At 50.6% G+C, this 20,261-nt stretch carries 16 protein-coding genes and 1 pseudogene; 5 read left to right on the top strand and 12 right to left on the bottom strand.

The window, feature by feature from the left end; genetic code table 11:
• Positions 1-160 precede the first annotated feature (160 nt).
• Positions 161-2,272 (top strand): heparinase II/III domain-containing protein, encoded by a 2,112-nt coding sequence (locus AC0IXI_RS04690; RefSeq protein WP_471681991.1) that lies wholly within the window; start codon positions 161-163, stop codon positions 2,270-2,272.
• Between the two features lie 7 nt (positions 2,273-2,279).
• On the opposite strand, the gene AC0IXI_RS04685 is transcribed toward AC0IXI_RS04690, so the two are convergent.
• From AC0IXI_RS04685 to cysJ, 7 genes and pseudogenes are all read right to left on the bottom strand, one after another.
• Complete coding sequence (locus tag AC0IXI_RS04685) at positions 2,280-2,975, bottom strand: FadR/GntR family transcriptional regulator (RefSeq protein ID WP_064513328.1); 696 nt, start codon at positions 2,973-2,975, stop codon at positions 2,280-2,282.
• 112 nt (positions 2,976-3,087) lie between these two features.
• Entirely contained in the window at positions 3,088-3,864 is a 777-nt protein-coding gene (locus AC0IXI_RS04680) for an SDR family NAD(P)-dependent oxidoreductase (protein WP_064513330.1), read from the bottom strand.
• Positions 3,865-3,959: 95 nt separating this feature from the next.
• Positions 3,960-5,735: a sodium:solute symporter family transporter gene (locus AC0IXI_RS04675; RefSeq protein ID WP_471681990.1), complete on the bottom strand. Its 1,776-nt coding sequence runs from the start codon at positions 5,733-5,735 to the stop codon at positions 3,960-3,962.
• A gap of 23 nt (positions 5,736-5,758) precedes the next feature.
• On the bottom strand, positions 5,759-6,976 hold the full coding sequence (manD, locus tag AC0IXI_RS04670; RefSeq protein WP_134184424.1) for a D-mannonate dehydratase ManD: 1,218 nt from the start codon (positions 6,974-6,976) through the stop codon (positions 5,759-5,761).
• Between the two features lie 368 nt (positions 6,977-7,344).
• Positions 7,345-8,076, bottom strand: a complete 732-nt coding sequence (gene cysH / locus AC0IXI_RS04665) for a phosphoadenosine phosphosulfate reductase (RefSeq protein WP_134184425.1) — start codon at positions 8,074-8,076, stop codon at positions 7,345-7,347.
• 112 nt (positions 8,077-8,188) lie between these two features.
• A pseudogene (cysI, locus tag AC0IXI_RS04660) lies at positions 8,189-9,902 on the bottom strand (assimilatory sulfite reductase (NADPH) hemoprotein subunit).
• Entirely contained in the window at positions 9,902-11,707 is a 1,806-nt protein-coding gene (gene cysJ, locus AC0IXI_RS04655; protein ID WP_471681989.1) for an NADPH-dependent assimilatory sulfite reductase flavoprotein subunit, read from the bottom strand. The pseudogene cysI and the gene cysJ overlap by 1 nt, the downstream one beginning before the upstream one ends.
• A gap of 312 nt (positions 11,708-12,019) precedes the next feature.
• Here cysJ and queD point away from each other — a divergent pair, with 312 nt between their 5' ends.
• From queD to AC0IXI_RS04635, 4 genes are all read left to right on the top strand, one after another.
• A complete protein-coding gene (queD, locus tag AC0IXI_RS04650; RefSeq protein WP_208326137.1) occupies positions 12,020-12,382 on the top strand; it encodes a 6-carboxytetrahydropterin synthase QueD in 363 nt (120 codons plus the stop codon).
• Positions 12,383-12,498: 116 nt separating this feature from the next.
• Positions 12,499-13,779: an FAD-dependent oxidoreductase gene (locus tag AC0IXI_RS04645; protein WP_471681988.1), complete on the top strand. Its 1,281-nt coding sequence runs from the start codon at positions 12,499-12,501 to the stop codon at positions 13,777-13,779.
• Positions 13,776-14,015, top strand: a complete 240-nt coding sequence (locus AC0IXI_RS04640; RefSeq protein WP_413499271.1) for a 4Fe-4S dicluster domain-containing protein — start codon at positions 13,776-13,778, stop codon at positions 14,013-14,015. The genes AC0IXI_RS04645 and AC0IXI_RS04640 overlap by 4 nt, the downstream gene beginning before the upstream one ends.
• Positions 14,016-14,035: 20 nt before the next feature.
• A complete protein-coding gene (locus AC0IXI_RS04635) occupies positions 14,036-14,611 on the top strand; it encodes a glycerol-3-phosphate responsive antiterminator (RefSeq protein WP_413499272.1) in 576 nt (191 codons plus the stop codon).
• Between the two features lie 20 nt (positions 14,612-14,631).
• Here the strand turns inward: AC0IXI_RS04635 and AC0IXI_RS04630 are convergent, their stop codons facing one another.
• From AC0IXI_RS04630 to AC0IXI_RS04610, 5 genes are all read right to left on the bottom strand, one after another.
• Positions 14,632-15,486: an electron transfer flavoprotein subunit alpha/FixB family protein gene (locus AC0IXI_RS04630; RefSeq protein WP_471681987.1), complete on the bottom strand. Its 855-nt coding sequence runs from the start codon at positions 15,484-15,486 to the stop codon at positions 14,632-14,634.
• A gap of 8 nt (positions 15,487-15,494) precedes the next feature.
• On the bottom strand, positions 15,495-16,256 hold the full coding sequence (locus tag AC0IXI_RS04625; RefSeq protein WP_471681986.1) for an adenine nucleotide alpha hydrolase family protein: 762 nt from the start codon (positions 16,254-16,256) through the stop codon (positions 15,495-15,497).
• Positions 16,234-17,589 (bottom strand): MFS transporter, encoded by a 1,356-nt coding sequence (locus AC0IXI_RS04620; protein WP_413499275.1) that lies wholly within the window; start codon positions 17,587-17,589, stop codon positions 16,234-16,236. Before AC0IXI_RS04620 ends, AC0IXI_RS04625 begins: the two co-directional genes overlap by 23 nt.
• 63 nt (positions 17,590-17,652) lie before the next feature.
• Positions 17,653-19,107, bottom strand: a complete 1,455-nt coding sequence (locus AC0IXI_RS04615; RefSeq protein WP_413499276.1) for an FAD-binding oxidoreductase — start codon at positions 19,105-19,107, stop codon at positions 17,653-17,655.
• Between the two features lie 200 nt (positions 19,108-19,307).
• Positions 19,308-20,093 carry an SDR family oxidoreductase gene (locus AC0IXI_RS04610; RefSeq protein WP_422569086.1) on the bottom strand — a complete coding sequence of 262 codons (786 nt, stop codon included), beginning with the start codon at positions 20,091-20,093 and terminating at the stop codon, positions 19,308-19,310.
• Between the last annotated feature and the right edge of the window lie 168 nt (positions 20,094-20,261).

Below are 20,261 nucleotides of genomic sequence, written 5' to 3'. Positions count from 1 at the left end.
CTGCAAATCTAAACTGGCCGGATCGATAAAGCCGGCCATTTTGTATGACTAATAAAAACACAATTATGTGACCTGCTCGACTCATTTCGCCTTTCATTCTGGACACAACCCGGTATCCGAAACTTAAATAGTCATACTAATAAGTGTCAGAGAGAAGGCTATGTCCACTTGGTCCCCGCTATTTATTGATAACGACGATGCCGCAGCGCTACGTATCCATTTGACGCGCAATACTCTGCTGGGCGAAACCCTGCGCCTCCAGCAGCAGCAAGTTGAACAATGGCTGAATGCACCGCTGTGGGTTCCCGGGCATGGGGAAGGCGGCGGGCCGGAACACACACAGCACAAACTGAATTACCAGATGATGAATCTTGCGGGCCGTTTATGGCTCATTACTCAGGATGCGCGTTACAAAGAACGGGTGATTCAGATTCTCTGCATCTATGCCGATCGCTACCCGCAGTTGGGTGATGCCATTAGCCACGACACCAATCCGCCAGGGCGTTTATTCCACCAGACGCTTAACGAACATATGTTTTTGCTCTATGCCGCTGAAGCCTGGCATTGTGTAAAAACTGAATCTACCGCTGAACAAATCCAACATATTGAAAGCAATTTGCTGCGTCTGATGGCGTACGACGCCACGCATACTCACGCTGCAACCTTCGATATTGTGCATAACCATGGGATGTGGTCGGTCGCGGCAGTCGCGATTTGCGGGTACGTGTTAGGTGATGATGAATGGGTGCTGGATTCGCTGTATGGCCTGGCGCGAGATAGTAAAACTGGCGGCTTCTTCGCGCAGCTTAACCAACTATTTTCATGCGACGGTTACTATATAGAAGGGCTTTATTACCAGCGCTTTGCTCTGCGCCCTCTCCTGCTGCTCGCCGAAGCCATCTCCCGCCGCCAGCCTGAACTGAATATCTGGGAATATAACCATCGTATTATTCAATGCGCTTGTTACACCTTGTTTGCGCTGGCCTTCCCCGACGGTACGCTTCCGGCTTTAAATGACGCGTCAAAAACGATGGACTTACGCGATGAAGGTGCCGTTATCGCCGTCAGCCTGTGCTGGCAGCATTACGGAGCGGATGCCCGTCTGGCTGAGTTGGCCCGCTGGCAGTCATGCGTCTGGCCGGGGCTCGGGGCTTTATCACTTTGCAAACATCTGGAAAATTCGCCAACTCAATCTTTACCATGGCCAAGCCAGTTAGTTCGTGATGGCCAGAACGGTGAGCGTGGGGCTATCGGCGTGTTGCGGGTGCGGGATAATCAGCAAGATGACAATATGGCGCTGCTGTACTGGGGCGGCCACGGCAATATTGCCGGAATGCATTCGGCGTTAAACCACGGTCATTTCGACGGCTTGCACCTGAGCCTGTTTAATCGTGGTCGCGAGTTTTTACGCGATTACGGTTTCGGTCGCTGGGTCAATATCGAATCAAAATTTGGCGGGCGCTACATTCCCGAAAACAATAGCTACTGTAAACAAACCGTCGCCCACAACACGGTGGTGGTAGATGAAGGCTGTCAGCATAATTTTGATAAAAACCAGGCCGCGTTGCACCACGGTGAAACGCACTTCTTTATCACCAATAACCCACACGGCCAGGGGATGAGCGCTCGCAGCCACGATGACTGGGCCGGCGTCAGCCAGCAGCGCACGGTGTTATTACTCAATGTGCCGCAGTGCGAAAAGCCATTGGTGCTTGATCTTTTCAGTCTAAGCAGCAGCGATAAACATCAATATGATTATTGCCTGCACGGGCGTGGACAACTGATCAACACCTCGCTACCAATGAATTATTCGAGGTCATGGCAGCCATTAGGCGATCGGCACGGCTATCAGCATTTATGGGATTGCGCCCGCAGCCCGGTTCCTGAAGGTGAAAGTGGGCAACTGACCTGGCTTGATGGCGATACTTTTTACACCGCAACGGGCGCGTTGCCCCAGGGCGGCGAGCTGATTATTGCTCAGACCGGTGCTGGCGATCCGCAGTTCAATTTACGTGTTGAACCTGCTTGGTTATGGCGTACTCATGGCGACAACGTGGTATTTGCCACCACTATTGAAAGCCACGGCTATTTTGATGAAGCCAGCGAAACCTCACGCAATGCGCACGGGCAGGTAAAACGTGTCGAAGTGCTTGAGCATGAACAGAATGCCCAAACCAAAGTCGCGGTCTATTTTGTGCAAGGTGAAGCGCTGGAAATCATCGTCGATAACCGCCCAGGATTTGGGCAGTTTTCGGTGCAGCTTGATGTATGACAGGGGTTTACAGGCGGTGCTTACTGGCGGTCATTAATGCCAGCGATGCAGCATAGGCGGCTTCACCGTCGCCAATCATAATCGCGCGATAAATGCGGTGATGGTCTTCCAGACACATACCGCCTTCTTTCGACGAATGGCTAATAAACCACTTAAACACGGTGGTCAGTACATTGCCAAACGGGGCATAGAAGCAATTTCCCGAAGCCAGGAAAATAGCACGATGGAAGCGCGTATCCACATCAACCCAGCGATCGGGATCGAACTCTTTCGCCACGGCGCACATTTCTTCATGCACTCGAGAAAGCTCTATACGCTGCTCGCTGGTGGCATTCAACGCGGCAAGGCGTGTCGCATGCGGCTCAATAACGCGGCGGAACTCGAGAAACTGGTGATACATCTCCAGCGTCCCTTCCATGCCATTCATCCACTCGAGCAACTGAACATCCAGGATATTCCAGTTATTACGCGGGCGAACACGGGTTCCCACTTTCGGGCGAGATTCAAGCATCCCTTTCGATGACACAAGTTTGAGCGCCTCACGCAATGCCGTACGGCTCACGCCGAGCTGTTCGCAAAGTTCCACTTCGCTGGGCAAAATATCCCCCGGCAAAAGTTGCCCGGAAAGAATCTTGCGGGCGATGTCGCTGGCAATAAGTCCATCCAGACCGCGTTGCGTAGTAGCAATGGTTGTGAATTGCATGCTTTTGTCATACCTGAAAAAGGGAAGGAAATTAGTGTATCACTAAACCATGTAGCCAAAATAATTCGAGTTGCAGTCAGCACCGCTGCAACCCGAAGTATGACAGATACCTTTAAGGGGCCATCTGGCCGCCATTTACATCTAAAATCTGGCCGGTAATGTAGCCGCTCATTTTATGAGATGCAAAGAACAGGAAACTTGGAGCCACCTCTTCACTGCGCCCAAAACGCCCCATCGCTATCGACCCGGCAATCTTGTCACGCAGTTCCTGCGGTTTATCTTCATGGAACGCGGTATCAATGGTGCCCGGCGAAACAATGTTGAAGCGAATATTATCTTTGGTGAATTCTTTCACCCAGTTGCGATGAATGTCGTGCAACCAGGCTTTTGACGCCGCGTAAATTCCTGCGCCAATGCCACCACCTTCACGCCCTGCAATCGAACCGGTGCTGATTACCGAGGCGGTTTCACCACTGATTTTTGCCGATTCTCGCAGATGAGGAATCGCATATTTGGTCATCATTAATGCCGAGCGTGCGTTCAAGTCCATGACGCGGTCGTAGAAGTCATCGTCGATGCTCTCAAGACCTGCGCGCCCACCTAATCCCCCCGCGTTATTGATAAGCACATCGAGGCCACCAAATTGTTCGACAAAAGCGCTGACCAATTGCTGACAGGCACCTGACTGGGATAAATCAGCCGGGAAATAGCAAACTTCGCCACCTAAACTGCGAAGTCTGGCAAGCTGCGGTTCCATCTCCTGCGCGGAGCGGCGGCCATTAATACCCACTTTTGCGCCGCAGCGTAAAAATGCCTCTGCTGCTGCCAAACCTACGCCTGCCGAAGCGCCAGTCACTAATACACGTTTATTCCGTAAATCAGAAAACATCGGATCACCTCTATTTGTCATTTAGTATTACAAATACTACCAACCCGTTCGGGCTAAGCAAAAGAAAAGCGCCCGGGAAAAGGCGCTTTTGCGAGTTAAAGCATATGTTTCGCTTGCTGCGGGGAATTCTGCCCCACGCGGCAACTCAGGCGTAGCAAATACCCCACGAGGAATATCGATGCGGCACATCCCAGGAACAATAATCGCCCCCACAGCGGGTTTGGAATCAGCACCATCAGCACCATTCCGCCGCTCATCAGCATGGTAATCAAGCCGATTTTTTCGCGTTGCAAGCGGTCAAACGCGCTCTGCTGATCGTCTTCCACCACTTCGGTTTCAATATTCTTGAAGAAGGTTTCAATCTGCTGCTGCTCTTTCACGGAATATGACGTTTCGCGATAGAACAGTTTGGTGCAGATAAAGAAACCACCCGTGAGAACCAGATGCGCAACGATATTAATGATGACGTTGATTTCGCTCAGCTCGCGTTTGGTAAACTCAATTCCCAGCAACTGGCCGAGTGCTTTCGAGGTCAACACATCCATACACATCCACGATACAAAGATGCCGAATACCACTGTTCCCCACGCGGCCCAGCGCGGAGTGCGCTTGATAAACATACCGAAGAAAAGCGGCACCAGGAGTGGAGCCTGAGCAAGTGTTGAAACCGACATCATCAGGTCAAACAAACTCATGCCTTCAAGATGACTGAAGAACAGCGAAACAATAATCACCAGCAAGCCGTTCACAATGCAGAACATTTTCCCGGCAAACAGCTCCGCACGATCACTGATCTTTTTATTACGGCAAACCACCGGCACCCAGAAACTGCGCACGAAAATACCGCTATTACGATTCAAAGCCGGGTCCATTGTCGACATGGTTGCGGCAAATAAACCGGCAACTAACAAACCAACGGTTCCCGCTGGCATTGCCCGTTCAACAAAGCTCAAATAAATAGTGTCCGAGGCTTTATTTCCGAGTGCGGCATATTGCGCAGTGGCATCCGGGTACAGGCTGGCAGAAACCCACGGTGGAATAAACCAAATCAGCGTTCCTACAGCCATTAATATCATGGCAAAGAAAGCGGCCTTTTGGGCATTCTTTGAGTCTTTCGCATTCAGGAAACGGTAAGAGTCCTGCATGTTATTTATATTTTGCAGCTGTTTTACAATAAAGAAGATAACTGAGCCTAATATCACCACTCCGTAATTCATATTCGGCCCCATAATAAAGCCGGATGGGAAGTGAGTGACCATATTTACCGGGCCGCCAACATTGACTAATGCAACAATGGCACAGGCAACAGAAATAATCGCAACAATTAAGGTTTGCACAAAGTCTGAAGCAACCACGCCCCAGGCTCCGCTTAATAACGAAATCATTAACACCACAATACCGGTAACCCAAATCGTGACCGAAAGATCCCAGTCAAAAACGGTGCTAACAAATATCGCCAGCGCATTCATCATTACCGCGCCGCTCAGAATACTCAGTGGGATAATCACCCATGTGAAGAAGTGTTCGTTCTGCGAACCAAAGCGATGACGAATCACTTCAGTGGCCGTGTCTACCCGCACCTGGCGGAAACGTTTTGCAAACCATAGCCAGGATATTCCGTATGCGATGGTATTGCCGAGGAATATTGCTGCCACCATAAAGCCATCGCTAAACGCTTTCCCGGCGGCTCCGGTAAATGTCCAGGCGCTAAACTGCGTCATAAACGCCGTCGCCCCCACCATCCACCACAACATGCGCCCACCGCCACGGAAATAATCACTGGAGGATTTACTGGCCATTTTTTTAAATATAAAACTGATCAACACCATTAAGATGAAATAACCACAGATTACAGCGGTATCATAGATCATAATCGTACCCTTAGGTCAGAGGATTACCAGTTCCAGAGCGTTCCGTCTTCGAGGCGGCTAACAGGAAGATAAGATCTGACATAGGGGTAATTACCCATGGCGGCTTCATCTATATCTATTCCCAAACCAGGTTTATCAGAAACCAATAGCATTCCATCCTTGAGGGGCAATTCGTATTTAAAGATGCTGTTTAATTCAGGGGTGCCAAAACCAACAAATTCCTGGATACCAAAATTAGGTGCCCAACTATTAAGATGCAAATGGGCCATTGTGGATATGGGTGATAAATCCGGTGCACCATGCGGTGCCATACGCACGTGATAAAGGTCGGCAAATGCACTGAGCTTACGCATCGGTGTTATTCCCCCGCCATGTGAAACTGCGGTGCGTATATAATCTATCGATTGCGTTTCGATTAACTCTTTTGCATCCCAAATGGTATTAAATATTTCACCCACGGCCAGCGGCGTCGTGGTGTGCTGGCGAATAATTTGATAACCAGCCGGGTTTTCTGCCGTGACGGTGTCTTCTAAAAACAGCAAATCATACGGCTCCAGCAGTTTCCCTAGCCGTGCCGCTTCTATTGGTGTCAGACGACTATGTACATCATGCAATAAATCAATGCCGTAACCGAAACGTTCGCGAGCCGCTTTGAACAACTCAGGTATAAAATTCATGTATTTGCGCGTAGACCACGCCTGTTCCGGCGGCAACGGGCGATTGCCCTGCAACTCATAGTAATTTTTCTTCCCTTCCAGCGTGCCATAAGTGCCTTTGGTGGATGGAATCGCACATTGCAGACGAATGGCTTTGTAGCCCTGTTCAATAAAATTCGCCGTGTTATCCAGCACTTCATCGATGCTTTCGCCGTTGGCATGAACATACACCGTCACGCCCTGACGGCTTTTTCCACCCAGCAGTTGCCAGACCGGTAGCCCCGCGTGTTTGCCCAGAATGTCCCACAACGCCATGTCGATTGCGCCGATCGCCGTCATCGTCACCGGGCCTTTACGCCAGTACGCACCGCGATAAAGGTACTGCCAGATATCTTCGATATTGCGCGGATCTTTGCCGATAAGACACGGAGCAATGTGCTCTTCCAGGTACGCTGCAACGGCCATTTCCCTGCCATTCAGTGTGGCGTCACCCACACCATAAATCCCTTCGTCCGTTTCAATTTTTACCGTAACAAAATTTCGTCCAGGCCGGCTCACCAGCACTTTTATACGTTCGATCTTCATAGCAACTCTCGTAGGGTTGAGAAAAGACAGGGGGAGTAAATTATTGTATTTGTCGTACTATAGTATTTATAAACTGACTATTGTGTGAACAATGTCGTAATTTTTAAGTTACCAGACGAGGGGTTATTTGTTTCCAGATAGTAAATATTAGCAGTATTTATGAAAACGCCTGAAATAAATATCTATAACACATTGATTATATTGCGTTATATTTAAAGTGATAACAATGATGAATTTGCAGTTGCGAGGGGGACTGTGAAATATCACGAATCCATTAGTATGACTAATAAAAATAAAGACGTGTTCTAATCATAAAAAAGCCCATCGGCTTTGCGCGACAGGCTTCGGGATTATTGTGCTTTCGTGTGTTACTCGTGCAAACCGCACTCGCGCTTCAAACCAAAGAAACGCGTTTCTTCTTCTGCCATACCCTCTTCCCACTTACGCGTGGTATGAGTGTCGCCCACGGAGAGGTAGCCCTGATCCCACAGCGGGTGGTATTTCAGACCATTGGCGGTGAGGTATTGGTAAACCTGGCGGTTGTCCCAGTCGATGATTGGCAGGATTTTAAAGACTTCGCGTTGAATCGCCAGCACCGGTAAATTGGCACGGCTGCCAGATTGCTCGCGGCGCAGGCCAGCAAACCACGTTTGGCCGCCCAACTCGCGCAGCGCACGGTTCATTGGCTCAACTTTGTTGATGTCATTGTATTTCTCAATGCCTTCAACACCCTGCTCCCACAGCTTGCCGTAACGCGCTTCCTGCCACGCCGCACTTTCCTTCGCGCTGAATATTTTCAGATTCAGTTTCAGCTTATCCGTCAGCTCATCAATAAACTGGTAGGTTTCCGGGAACAAATAACCGGTATCGGTGAGGATCACAGGGATATCCGGGAATTGTTGCGTCACCAGATGCAAAGAGACCGCAGCCTGAATACCAAAGCTTGAGGAGAGCACAAACTCCCCCGGCAGGTTTTCCAGCGACCAGGTGACACGCTGCTGCGCCGTGAGCTTTTCGAGCTGGCTGTTAACCTCACCCAGCGCCATTATGCGCTCAACTTTCGGCAGTTCATTCAACGCTTTTAGATCGAGTACCGACATACGTGCCTCGCTAGTTGCTTGATATCATAGTGGCCGGCCCCTGCGGCCAATCCACCCTACAACGGTCTTTAGTTGGTCGGAGAAGCGTTAGCGTCATCCGACTTCAAAATGGCTAGTCCCACAAATCCCGGGCCGGGTCCAGCACCGGGCGAATAATCCCCGCGCGGATGGTGAAATCACCGAAGCCTTCGTCCGCTTCGCGCTCTTTCGACCAACGCCCAACCAGTTCATCAATAGATGCCAGAATTTCTGGCTCAGTGATGTTCTCACGGTACATACGCGGAATACGCGTACCGATACGGTTACCGCCGATGTGCAGGTTGTAGCGCCCAGGTGCTTTGCCCACCAGGCCGATTTCAGCCAACAGCGCACGGCCACAGCCGTTCGGGCAGCCGGTAACACGCGTGACGATGTGTTCATCCGGCACGTTGTGCTTTTCCAGCACTTCTTCAACTTTAGTCACAAACTGCGGCAGGAAGCGTTCAGCTTCGGCCATTGCCAGCGGGCAAGTCGGGAAGGAAACGCAGGCCATCGAGTTTTTCACGCTGTGGTTTCACCGCGTTCATCAGGCCGCTTTCTTTGGCGATCTTCTCGATCGCTGCTTTATCACTTGCTGGCACACCCGCCACGATCAAGTTCTGGTTTGCCGTCAGGCGGAAATCGCCTTTGTGGATCCTGGCGATCTCCATCAAGCCAGTTTTCAGTGGGCGCCCCGGGTAATCCAAGATCCGGCCATTTTCGATAAACAGCGTCAGGTGCCATTTGTCGTCAATGCCTTTTACCCAACCAATACGATCGCCACGCCCGGTAAATTCGTACGGGCGCGTCGGCTCGAATGTAATACCCGCACGGCGTTCAACTTCCGCTTTAAACACGTCAACACCAACGCGCTCAAGGGTGTATTTGGTTTTGGCATTTTTACGGTCAGTACGGTTGCCCCAATCACGCTGCGTGGTGACAACAGCTTCCGCCACCGCCAGTGTGTGCTCAAGCGGAATGTAGCCAAACTCGCTCGCGGTACGGGCATACGTTGCTTTGTTACCATGTTCGATAGACAAGCCACCCCCCACCAGCAGGTTGAAGCCCACCAGCTTGCCGTCTTTCGCAATGGCGATGAAGTTCATGTCGTTGGCATGAAGATCGACATCGTTCTGCGGCGGTACAACAACTGTGGTTTTAAACTTACGTGGCAAATAGGTAGCACCGAGGATCGGCTCTTCGTCGGTCGTCGCGACTTTCTCTTGATCCCACCAGATCTCTGCATATGCGCGAGTACGTGGCAGCAAATGTTCAGAGAGCTTCTTCGCCCATTCGTAGGCTTCCTGGTGCAGTTCAGACTCCACCGGGTTCGAGGTACACAACACGTTGCGGTTCACGTCGTTGGCGGTTGCCAGTGCGTCCAGCCCAACTTCATGCAGCATCTCATGTGCCGGTTTCACGTTCTTTTTCAGAATGCCATGGAACTGGAAAGTCTGGCGGTTGGTCAGGCGAATGCTGCCGTAGATGGTTTTGTCTTCGGCAAACTTATCAATCGCACGCCATTGCTCGGTGGTAATAATCCCCCCCGGCAGACGGCAACGCAGCATCATCGCGTGACGCGGCTCGAGCTTTTGCTCCGCACGCTCAGCACGAATGTCACGGTCATCCTGCTGATACATTCCGTGGAAGCGGATCAGCAAAAAGTTGTCGCCGCGGAAGCCGCCGGTCAGACCATCCTGTAAATCTTCCTGGATAGTGCCACGCAGAAAGTTACTTTCGCGTTTCAGGCGCTCAGCATCAGTTAACTTGCCTTCGACCACTAATGGTCCTGGGTGTTTTTCGCTCATTAGTAGACATCTCGCTGATAACGGCGCTCAACGCGCAGCTCACTTAAAAATTCATCTGCCGTTTCGGTATCCATGCCACCGAACTCAGCTACCACTTCCAGTAATGCCTGCTCAACGTCTTTTGCCATGCGATTTGCATCGCCGCAGACGTAAATGTGGGCACCTTCATTAATCCAGTTCCACAGTTCCGCGCCTTTTTCGCGCAGTTTATCTTGTACGTATATTTTATGTTCCTGGTCACGCGACCAGGCGAGATCAATGTTGGTTAGCAGGCCGTCTTTGACGTAACGCTGCCATTCAACCTGATACAAGAAATCATCAGTAAAGTGCGGGTTGCCGAAGAACAACCAGTTTTTACCACCTGCGCCGTCGTTTTCACGCTGTTGCATGAACGAACGGAACGGGGCAATACCAGTGCCTGGGCCAATCATAATCACAGGGGTTTCCGGGTTAGCTGGCAGTCGGAAGTTATCGTTGTGCTCGATGAACACGCGTACTTCGCCATCTTCTTCAAGGCGATCAGCCAGGAAACCAGAAGCGCCTCCGGTACGGGCCCGGCCTTCAATGCCGTAACGCACTACGCCAACGGTAATGTGCACTTCGTTTTCAGCTTCGGCCTGAGATGATGCAATGGAGTACAGACGTGGCGTCAATGGGCGCAGCAATTCAACTAGCTGCTCAGCGGTTAATTCTGCTGGTGCGTAACGCACCATATCGACAATCGGTGTGTTATGAGCAAAGTGTTGCAGCTTAGCTTTATCACCCGCCAAATCCAGCAGCGCTGCATTGCGGGTAATCTGCGCGTATTTCTCAACAATGTTTGCCGTGTTGACAGTCAGCTCGAAATGCCACTCCAGCGCTTCAGTAAGCGGCAGCGTTTTATCGTCAACAGTGACGCTTTCATCGCCTTTTAGCCACAGCAATTCAACCAGCTCTTTCACCAGTGCAGGATCGTTTTGATACCAGACACCGAGTGCGTCACCTGGCTGGTAACGCAGGCCAGAATCACCCAAATCGATTTCGAAATGGCGCACATCTTTTTCAGAGTCACGACCGGTGATTTTCTGGTTAACCGCAAGCGTTGCGGTCAGCGGCGCTTCTTTGGTGTACGGGCTTGAGAAAACCTCGTTGACCACGCCCGTTGCGGTGACCGCTGCTTGGGCTGGCGTTTCTGCCGGCACACGAGATTTCAGGACGTCGACAATTTTTGCACGCCACTCACTGGCTGCTGGCTGGAACTCTACGTCACAATCCACGCGGTCCAACAGGCGCTCACCACCGAGTTCCGCCAGTTTGTTATCAAAGTCTTTACCTGACTGGCAGAAGAATTCGTAGGACGTGTCGCCCAGGCTGAATACGGCAAATGCAGTGCCAGGCAGTTTTGGTGCTTTTTTCGAAAACAGGAATTTGTGCAACGCCACCGCTTCTTCAGGCGGTTCGCCCTCACCTTGCGTTGAAGTCACGACAACCAGCAGTTTTTCCTGGGCAATTTGTTTAAATTTATAGTCGCCCGCGTTAACCAGGTTAACGTTCAGTTTTGCTGCCAGTAAATCGTCACGTAGTTGTTCGCTCACGCGACGCGCATTACCGGTTTGCGATGCAGAAATCAGGGTAATAACCGGAACGTCTGCTGCCGGTGGCTGAGCCGTGGTAACAGCACCCGGTTGTTGATTAATCATCCCCCAGAAATAGCCGGATAACCAGGCCAGTTGCGTCTGCGAGAAATCGGTTGTCGCCGCCTGAAGGCGTGCCAGTTGCTCCGGGGTAAGCGGCAGCAAAGCGGTCGGTGGGGCCTGAGTTGTCATGCTTGATTGGGTTCCAGTAGCAAAAGGTCCGTTTTCATCATTCAACGGTAAAAAGCATTCATGGTGTAAGGTTAACCATCAGGATAATAACAATTAAAGAAGGGATAGAAATATCAAATAACCAAAATGACTAACCGCTTTTACGGGTAATCCATAACGTTAAAAGTGGTTAATTAATCCTTTGATTTATATCAATTTAAATTAGTAAACATGACTAAATAGAACCTTTAACCAATGATGATAGTTTTAGTTAATGCTTAAAATAGTGGATTCCGGTACTATGCGGCGGTTTTTCGTCCTATTGAGATAGTAATAATGACCACCACTCTGTTTAAAGATTTTACCTTCGAAGCCGCTCACCACCTGCCGCATGTGCCAGAAGGCCACAAGTGCGGTCGCCTGCATGGCCACTCCTTTATGGTGCGTCTGGAAATCACTGGCGAGGTTGATCCTTATACCGGCTGGATCATGGATTTTTCTGAGCTGAAGGCGGCATTTAAACCGACTTATGACAGGCTGGATCATTATTATCTGAATGATATTCCTGGGCTTGAGAACCCAACCAGCGAAGTGCTGGCAAAATGGATTTGGGATGAGATGAAGCCGATTGTCCCACTGCTCAGTTCAGTGATGGTAAAAGAAACCTGTACCGCCGGTTGTGTGTATAAGGGCTAATTAGCCCGACACTATTTGGCGGATGGCGCAGGCTTATCCGCCCTACGTGAATATCGTCACCGTTATCCTTTTCCTTCACTGTTATTCTGCACTGTCGTTAACAGCAGAGGTTCAGGATGAACACGCCAGATTTTGATGTCATCGTTATCGGAGCAGGGATTGCAGGCTCCACCTGCGCCTTGTTATGCGCGCGGGAAGGGTTATCTGTTTTATTACTTGAACGGGCCCCGCAACCCGGCGCAAAGAATATGTCCGGCGGCCGTATTTATAGTTACGCGCTGGAAAGCATTCTCCCGAATTTTGCCTTGCACGCTCCGCTTGAGCGCCAAATCACCCAGGAAAAAATCTCGCTGCTGGGTGGGCAAAGCGCCACCACGTTTGATTATCGCCACCCAGCCTTTTCACCGGCCACCACTTCCTACTCTGTGTTACGCACCCGCTTTGATCCCTGGCTTATGCAGCAAGCCGAACTCGCAGGGGCTGAATGCCTGACCGGTGTCCAGGTCGAACAATTGCTGATGGAAGGCGACGCAGTGAAAGGTGTGATGGTCGATGGCGAAAAGCTATCTGCCACCACTGTTGTGCTGGCAGAGGGTGCAAATACTGTGCTGGCAGAACGCCACAGTTTACTCCGCAAACCCGCGGCGCATGAAATCGCCATCGGCATGAAAGAAGTGCTGTCTTTGCCACAAGATGTGCTGGAAAACCGTTTCTCACTTGAGAATAACGAAGGTGTTGCCTGGCTATTTAGCGGTGAGCTACATGGGGCACTTCCTTCAGGCGGCTTTCTGTATACCAATAAAAACACGCTTTCACTGGGTGTTGTCTGCCCACTTTCAGCCATAAAAGTAGGCAATATTGCTGCACCAACGTTACTGGAAAATCTCAAACAGCATCCATTAGTGCGCCCACTCCTGAAACAAACCGAATTACTGGAATACGCAGCCCACCTGGTACCAGAGGGTGGGCTGCGTAGCGTTCCAAAAAATTTAGCCGGAAATGGCTGGCTGGTAGTGGGTGATAGCGCCCGTTTTTGCGTCAATACCGCACTAACGATTCGCGGTATGGATTTAGCCATGCTTTCGGCAAAAGCCGCCACGCAAGCACTGGCGTCCCGACCTTCCGGCAAAGCTCTGCGCGATGTTTATCATCAATATTTGCACACCAGTGCGCTGTGGGCCGTGCTCACTCGTTATCAACATTTACCCGAATTAATGCTGCAAACGCCTGCACTTTTTTCAGCTTATCCGCAACTTTTCGCCGAAGTGCAACGTGAACACTATGAAACGGGCGCTATCTGCCCTGAGCATCTGGCAAAACGGTTGTGGAAACATTCACGCCGTCAGGGGGTGATCCCAATTATGAAAGATCTGCTGCGAGGGATAAAAAGTCTATGAAACCGGAGAGTGAAGCGCACATTATCCCGGCATCGCTGGTTCCACCAGCCATGCAGGATCTGCTGGTGAAATGCTGTCCTGCGGGGTTATATAAGACTGATGATAATGGTCGATTACGGGTGGAATCGCACGGTTGCCTTGAGTGTGGAACCTGCCGTTTATTGGCTGATGAGCAAACTCTGGAGAGCTGGCGCTACCCCAGTGCTGGACGTGGTATTCAATTTCGTTTTGGTTGATTGATTGTGGAGAACATGCTGTGCCCTTACTTCATTTATTGAAACAAAACCCGGTGATTGCTGCTGTTAAAGACACTGAAAGTCTCCAACTCGCCCTGCAATCTGACTGCCTGTTTATTTCAGTGCTGTACGGCAATATCTGCACCATCACCGGCATTATTCAGCAGATTAAGAAAGCGAATAAATACGCGTTTATTCATGTCGATTTGCTGGAAGGGACATCCAACAAAGAGATCGTGATTAACTTCCTTAAACTGGTGACGCAAGCCGATGGCATTATCAGTACCAAGGCATCAATGGTGAAAGCCGCCCGTGTACAGGGCTTCTTTGCCATCCATCGCCTGTTCCTGGTGGATTCCATTTCCTATCACAATATTGATAAGCAAGTGGCGCAATCTAACCCGGACTGTATTGAAATCCTGCCGGGTTGTATGCCAAAAGTGCTGGGCTGGGTGGCCGAGAAAATTAATCTGCCGATTATTGCCGGTGGGCTGGTGTGTGATGAAGAAGATGCAAACTCCGCGTTAAATGCGGGCGTGCTGGCACTTTCCACCACCAACCGTGGTGTGTGGGCGTTGGCGAAAACACTGTTGTAGCCCGCAGCCACGTAGTGGCATTAACGAAAACACTCTGCCAGTGCTTCCAGCACTGGCATCATTTCATCCACCACGATCACATCTGCGGTATTAAATATGGCGGCATCAGGATCGTTATTAATGGCGATCACCAGGTGGCTGTCGCGAATGCCCACGTTAAATGCCGAAGCGCCTGAAACCCCGGCAACAATGCAAACTTCCGGCGCAATCAGCGCGCCAGACATGCCGATTAGACTCTCCATTTCGCACCAGGCATTCATCACAACCTGGCGGCTGGCTCCCGTTTCGGCACCAATTTGCCGGGCCAGCTCTTTGACTCTTTCCATATTCTGTAAAGAAGCCACGCCCTGCCCCGCAACGACCACGAAGCGAGCCTGATTAAGAGCCGGACGGGGGATTTCTTCAAGCCGTTTCACAGCAACCAACCAGGCTGGCGGCTGCGCACTGACAGGTAGAACAACTTGCGGGAAGGTGACGAATGAAACATCAGAACGCGAAGAGCGAGCAACCGAGACGCACCACGGCTTCCCCCTGGCACTAAACGTCCCCACCAGTGCATTCCCGTAAACTGGCCGAGTAAACTGCGGTTGCGGCGAACCAAATTCCCCCTTAATCACACCGCAATAGGCTTCGCCCTTTAACCGTGCAGCCAGACGTGTGGCAAGTTCGTTTCCCTGAATACCGGAAGCAAATAACAGCATATCTTGTGGCGCTTCCCGATAACGGGTTTCCAGTGCCGTCAGAATGTTTTCTGTGATACCTGACGCTCGCCATATCTCACATGCTTCGCTCTCAAGCTCCGAAAGATCAACAAACGTGGTCATTTCCGCAAGCTGGCGTGGGTTCTGTTCAGTCACAACCAGGGCAATCTTCATCGTGATAGCTACCCACGCAGGTATTTATCGTAAAGTTTCTGTGCTTTTTCTTGTGCACAGCTTCCCTCTATTTTCTGCGCAACACGCCGATGTTGTTCCCGCTTTAGCTTCACGTCAGGTTGGGTGTTGGCCTGCTCCGTTGGGGCGCAAATGATTTCCGCTTTGCTTGCTGCCAGCTTCTGCCGGATGCCAGGCACCCGCAAACTGTAGCGCCCGTCGTTCATCACAATCAGCACCGCCGGAAGCTGAACACGGCACTGTAGCCGTTCATCGTTTTGAATCAGCACCGCCTCCACCTGTTCGCTTTCGACATCGAGCGAAAAGTCCACTACACCTGCCAACACGGGCCAGCCAAGCTGCTCTGCGAGCCAAAATCCAGTTTGTGAATTGTTACCTTCACTGCTTTGGCTGCCAATGAGGATCAATGATTGCGGATGTTGTTCAACCCAGCGTGCAAGCAATTCTGCGATGTATTGCGGGGAAAAACGTAGTTCGGCCTCTTTTGGTGGAACAATTCGGACAAGCCTGGCAAATCCCAATGCGTTTAAGTACCGCATAAACGGTTCAGCGTGTGTGTCACCCACTGTCAACGCGGTCAGGTTCAGTGTTGCTTGCTGGCGCAGCACAATTTCTGCCGCAGCCTGTTCATCCGCCCCGCCCTGATATCGTGCGTAAGAGAGATCCAGCGACCCGTGTTGCGCATCGTTCCATGCCTGCTCCGGCAGCATGGTGAGTTCAGGCTCCGCTTTAAATGCCAGCAGAATGTTCATTTATCACTCCTGATGACTGTTCTTTATTTCCGGAAGCGGCGACAAGTGTCAGATCCTTTGTTTCCGGCGCCCAAAGAAGGGAAACCACCAGCCCGAGTAGCAAAACTCCCGCCAGCAGTAGCATCGTGTATTGCAGCCCCCAGGCTGCCAGCGTTAATGGCAACAAACCTGTGCTGATAGCGGACCCCAGGCGGCTCATTGAGGTAGCAAACCCCACCCCCAGCGAGCGAATATCCGTAGGGAAACTTTCTGCGGGTAGTACGCCGACAAGGTTACTGATGGCAGAAATCGCAGTAGTAAAAATAATGAACAGCGCAAAGATACACAGAGTATTGCTAATTGGCGTAAACGCCAGGGCTATCAGGCACGAAGCAAGGAGAGAGAAACCGCCAATAAGCAGGCTGCGCCGTGAACAATATTGCGTCAGAACCAGCCCCAACACCGCGCCGACAACCAGCAGTGAATTCAGCAACAGGTTGGCACGCAGGGAATGTTCCAGCCCCACGGTTTGCATAATCGTCGGCAACCAAGTGTAGATAACAAAATAGGGGATCACTAAGCAGACAAAAAACAGGCTGTTGAACGCCGTTCGCCGCCAGTAGCGGGAGGAAAAAAGGGTACTGATATGGCGTGAAGTCGATACCGCCATTTCATCGCCCAACAACACATTCGGGCCAAAATGACGGCGTACCACAATGTGGGCTTCTCTGAAGCGCCCCTGGCGCATTAACCAACGGGGTGATTCCGGCGTCCCCCAGCGCAATAGCGTGATAATTCCGGCGGGCAGTGCGGAGGAAGCCAGCAACCAACGCCAGATATCCGGGCTGCTGTCCGCAAAATAGTGGCCAATAAAATTCGCCATAACGTAACCCACCGTCCATACAACACTGAACGCGCCCAGCAGCACTCCTCGATGACGACGTGGTGCGAATTCTGCCAACATGGTATGCCCGACGGAATAGTCGCCCCCCAGACCAATACCAATCAGCATTCGCAGCAGGAAAAGTTGTTCCGCTGTCTGCGCAAAAAACTGTAAGAAGGAGGCGAGCGTTATCAGTATAAAGCTGAAATTGAAGATTTTTTGTCGCCCGACATAATCCGAAAGCCATCCCAACACTAAGCTACCAAGGAACAAACCGAACAGCGCCGCGCTGCCCATCAACCCTTCCTGCAGCGTAGTCAGCGATAGTTGTGTTTTCAGGGAGATCAAAGCAAAACCGATTATGCCCAACACATAACCATCAGTAAGGTGTGCGCCAAAAGTCAGCGCGGCAATACGGCAGTGGAAACGATTAAGCGGCAGATCATCCATACGAATAGTGGGTGCAGGCATGAGCGGATTCCTTATGTCTACCAGCAAAACAAAGTGCGGCCCCAGGCGGGGCCACACTACATCCTATTTTTCAATCGGATAGATAGTGCCGGTATTCATAATGCCATGAGGATCAAACTGATCTTTCAACCCTTTTAGCAGGGCATAGGCGCTGCCATGTTCCAGTTTGGTCCAGTGCGTACGGTGCTTCCCAATACCGTGGTGGTGCACCATCGATCCACCCTGTTTGATCGTCTCTTCAACAATGATTTTGTTGAGGGGATTATGGTACTTGTTGATTTCCTCTTCTGGTTTGCAGTCCACCACGTTGTAGTCGTAAACAAAGTACATGTTGGTGCCGTTGATGTAGCTGTGTGACGAATGACCGCCGAGCATGGTGATGTCGTCCGCATGAGGGAATTCAGTGCGAATGCGTTCGATAACACGATGATAAATCTCGTTAATACAGCTCCAGCTTCCGGAAACTTCAGTGGTGAAGCCCATATTGCCGGTTTTGAGGATCTGTAGGCGCTCAGCCGCCACTTTCTCCGGCCCCCAGTTCAGGTGATTGAACCAGTTTTCGATCAGTTTGCTGTCTACGCGCTGGCATTCAGGGTAACGCGCCACCACCTCTTCGATGCCTGCGCCTGTTGCCTCGGCAAGGCGTTTGGTGCCTTCGGCCATGAAGATCAGCACACATTTGCCATCAGCAAAATGAGTGAAGTGTTGAGTGCCATCTTCGGCGTCGTACAGGCGTGCGATAGACGGACGGTATCCTTCAACCATCACTTCACGCAGGATGTTAAAACCGGTCTTCATGTTGTCGAGGATGTAGCCGTAGAACAGGTTATTCTCTGGCATGTATTTGAAGATTTTCACTGTGACTTCGGTGATATAACAAAGTGCGCCTTCGTTACCGATAATGATGTGGCGGATATCCGGCCCAGCGGCGCGGCGCGGTACATTTTTAATGCGCGTAATGGTGCCGTCTGGCATCACAGCCTCAAGGCCAACCACCATATCTTCAATCGCACCGTACAGCGTAGAGAATTGCCCGATGCTGCGAGTCGCCACCAGCCCGCCCATTTGCGCCAGTGGTTTTGACTGCGGGGAATGACCCGTGGTGTAGCCTTTGGCCCGCAGCGCGTTTTCCAGCACTTCAAGCGGAACACCGCATTGCGCGGTAGCCTGCATGTTTTCGATATCAAGGCTGATAATGTTATTCAGACCTGAGCCATCCAGCACCACAGAATCTTTAACAACCGTTTCCAGCCCGCCCTCTGTTGCCGATGCACCAGTACGCGGCACGCAGTTAATACGGTGCTTATTCAGGAAAGCAAGAACCTGCGAAACCTGCTCGCTGCTGCTTAACTTCACCACGGCTGCCGGAAGTGGCAGCGTGAATACTCCATGAATATCCGCATATTTTCTGAAGCGATCGATACTGTTTTTCTGTAATACTTTTTCGTCGGTGATCACTTGCTGTGGGCCAACAATTTCCTGCAAATGCTCAACAATCGCTGCTCGTGTTAACGACATAGTTCGTCCTTCCTGAATATATTAAGGGAATCATTATTATCTATACCCTAAATAATTCGAGTTACAGGTAGGCGGCAAGAGAGCAAATTCCCAGGAGCTTACTTTAGTAAGTGACTGGAATTTGTGAATGCAGCCAACACCCCTGTAACTTGAAGTATAACGGGTATAAAAAGTTTAAAGAAACCACCTGCATTATTAAATTATCTAACCAGATAACCACCATCGACAACCAATAAATGCCCGTTAACATAATTTGAGGCACGACTGGCTAAAAATACCATTGCCCCCATTAAATCCTGCGTTTCACCCCAACGGTTTGCCGGAATATGGTCAAGTACGCGTTTATTGGTTTCAGGGTTTTTACGTGTTTCAGTGGTAATTTCTGTCGCATAATACCCAGGGGCTATGCCGTTAACCTGAATATTATATTGGCCCAACTCATCACAATACGCTTTAGTAAACCCGGCAAGCGCATGTTTGGTTGCAGAATAAGCAGGTGACCATTGCCCGCCCAAATAAGAGAACAGGGAACAGATATTAATTATCTTGCCACTTTTTTGCGGGATCATTAATTTTGCCGCTTCAAAACTGAGTTCAAATGCCGCCGTCAGGTTGATGTCGATCATCGGGTCCCAGTCTTCACGTCCAAAATCCAGTACCTTGTTGAGCTTACAGATCCCAGCGTTATTCACCAGAATGTCTACTCCACCAAAACGCTCTTTGCAAGCTGCGATTACGCGGGCTGGCGCGCCTTTTTCAGTGATATCCACCTGCATGAACTCTACGCTAACACCTTGTTTTTCAATCAGTTCACGCGTTTCACCCTTATCTGTGATGAAACTTGGGATAAACAGATTTGCACCACCTTTTGCCAGGGCAACGGCAAATGCCTGCCCCAGACCGCTATTCCCCCCAGTGACAATGGCGGTTTTCCCTTTCAGGGAGAAAAAATCCAGTGAAAATTCATTCAGTGCGCTTAATGACATGTTCGGCTCCAGTTTATTCAGGACAAAAAAAATGAGAAAAGTAAACTCCCCCCGTAAGGGAAGCTACTTTTCTCATCATCTCTAGTAACTGGGTAAAATAAGTATCACAGCGCGCACCCTCATTTCGTGATTAAAATCACATTCTTTTATTTCACCTATTTTAACCTT

This window comes from Buttiauxella sp. AC038 (genome assembly GCF_979253565.1).
Note: the sequence above shows the minus strand (reverse complement) of the source record. Positions and strands in the feature narration are given on the sequence as shown.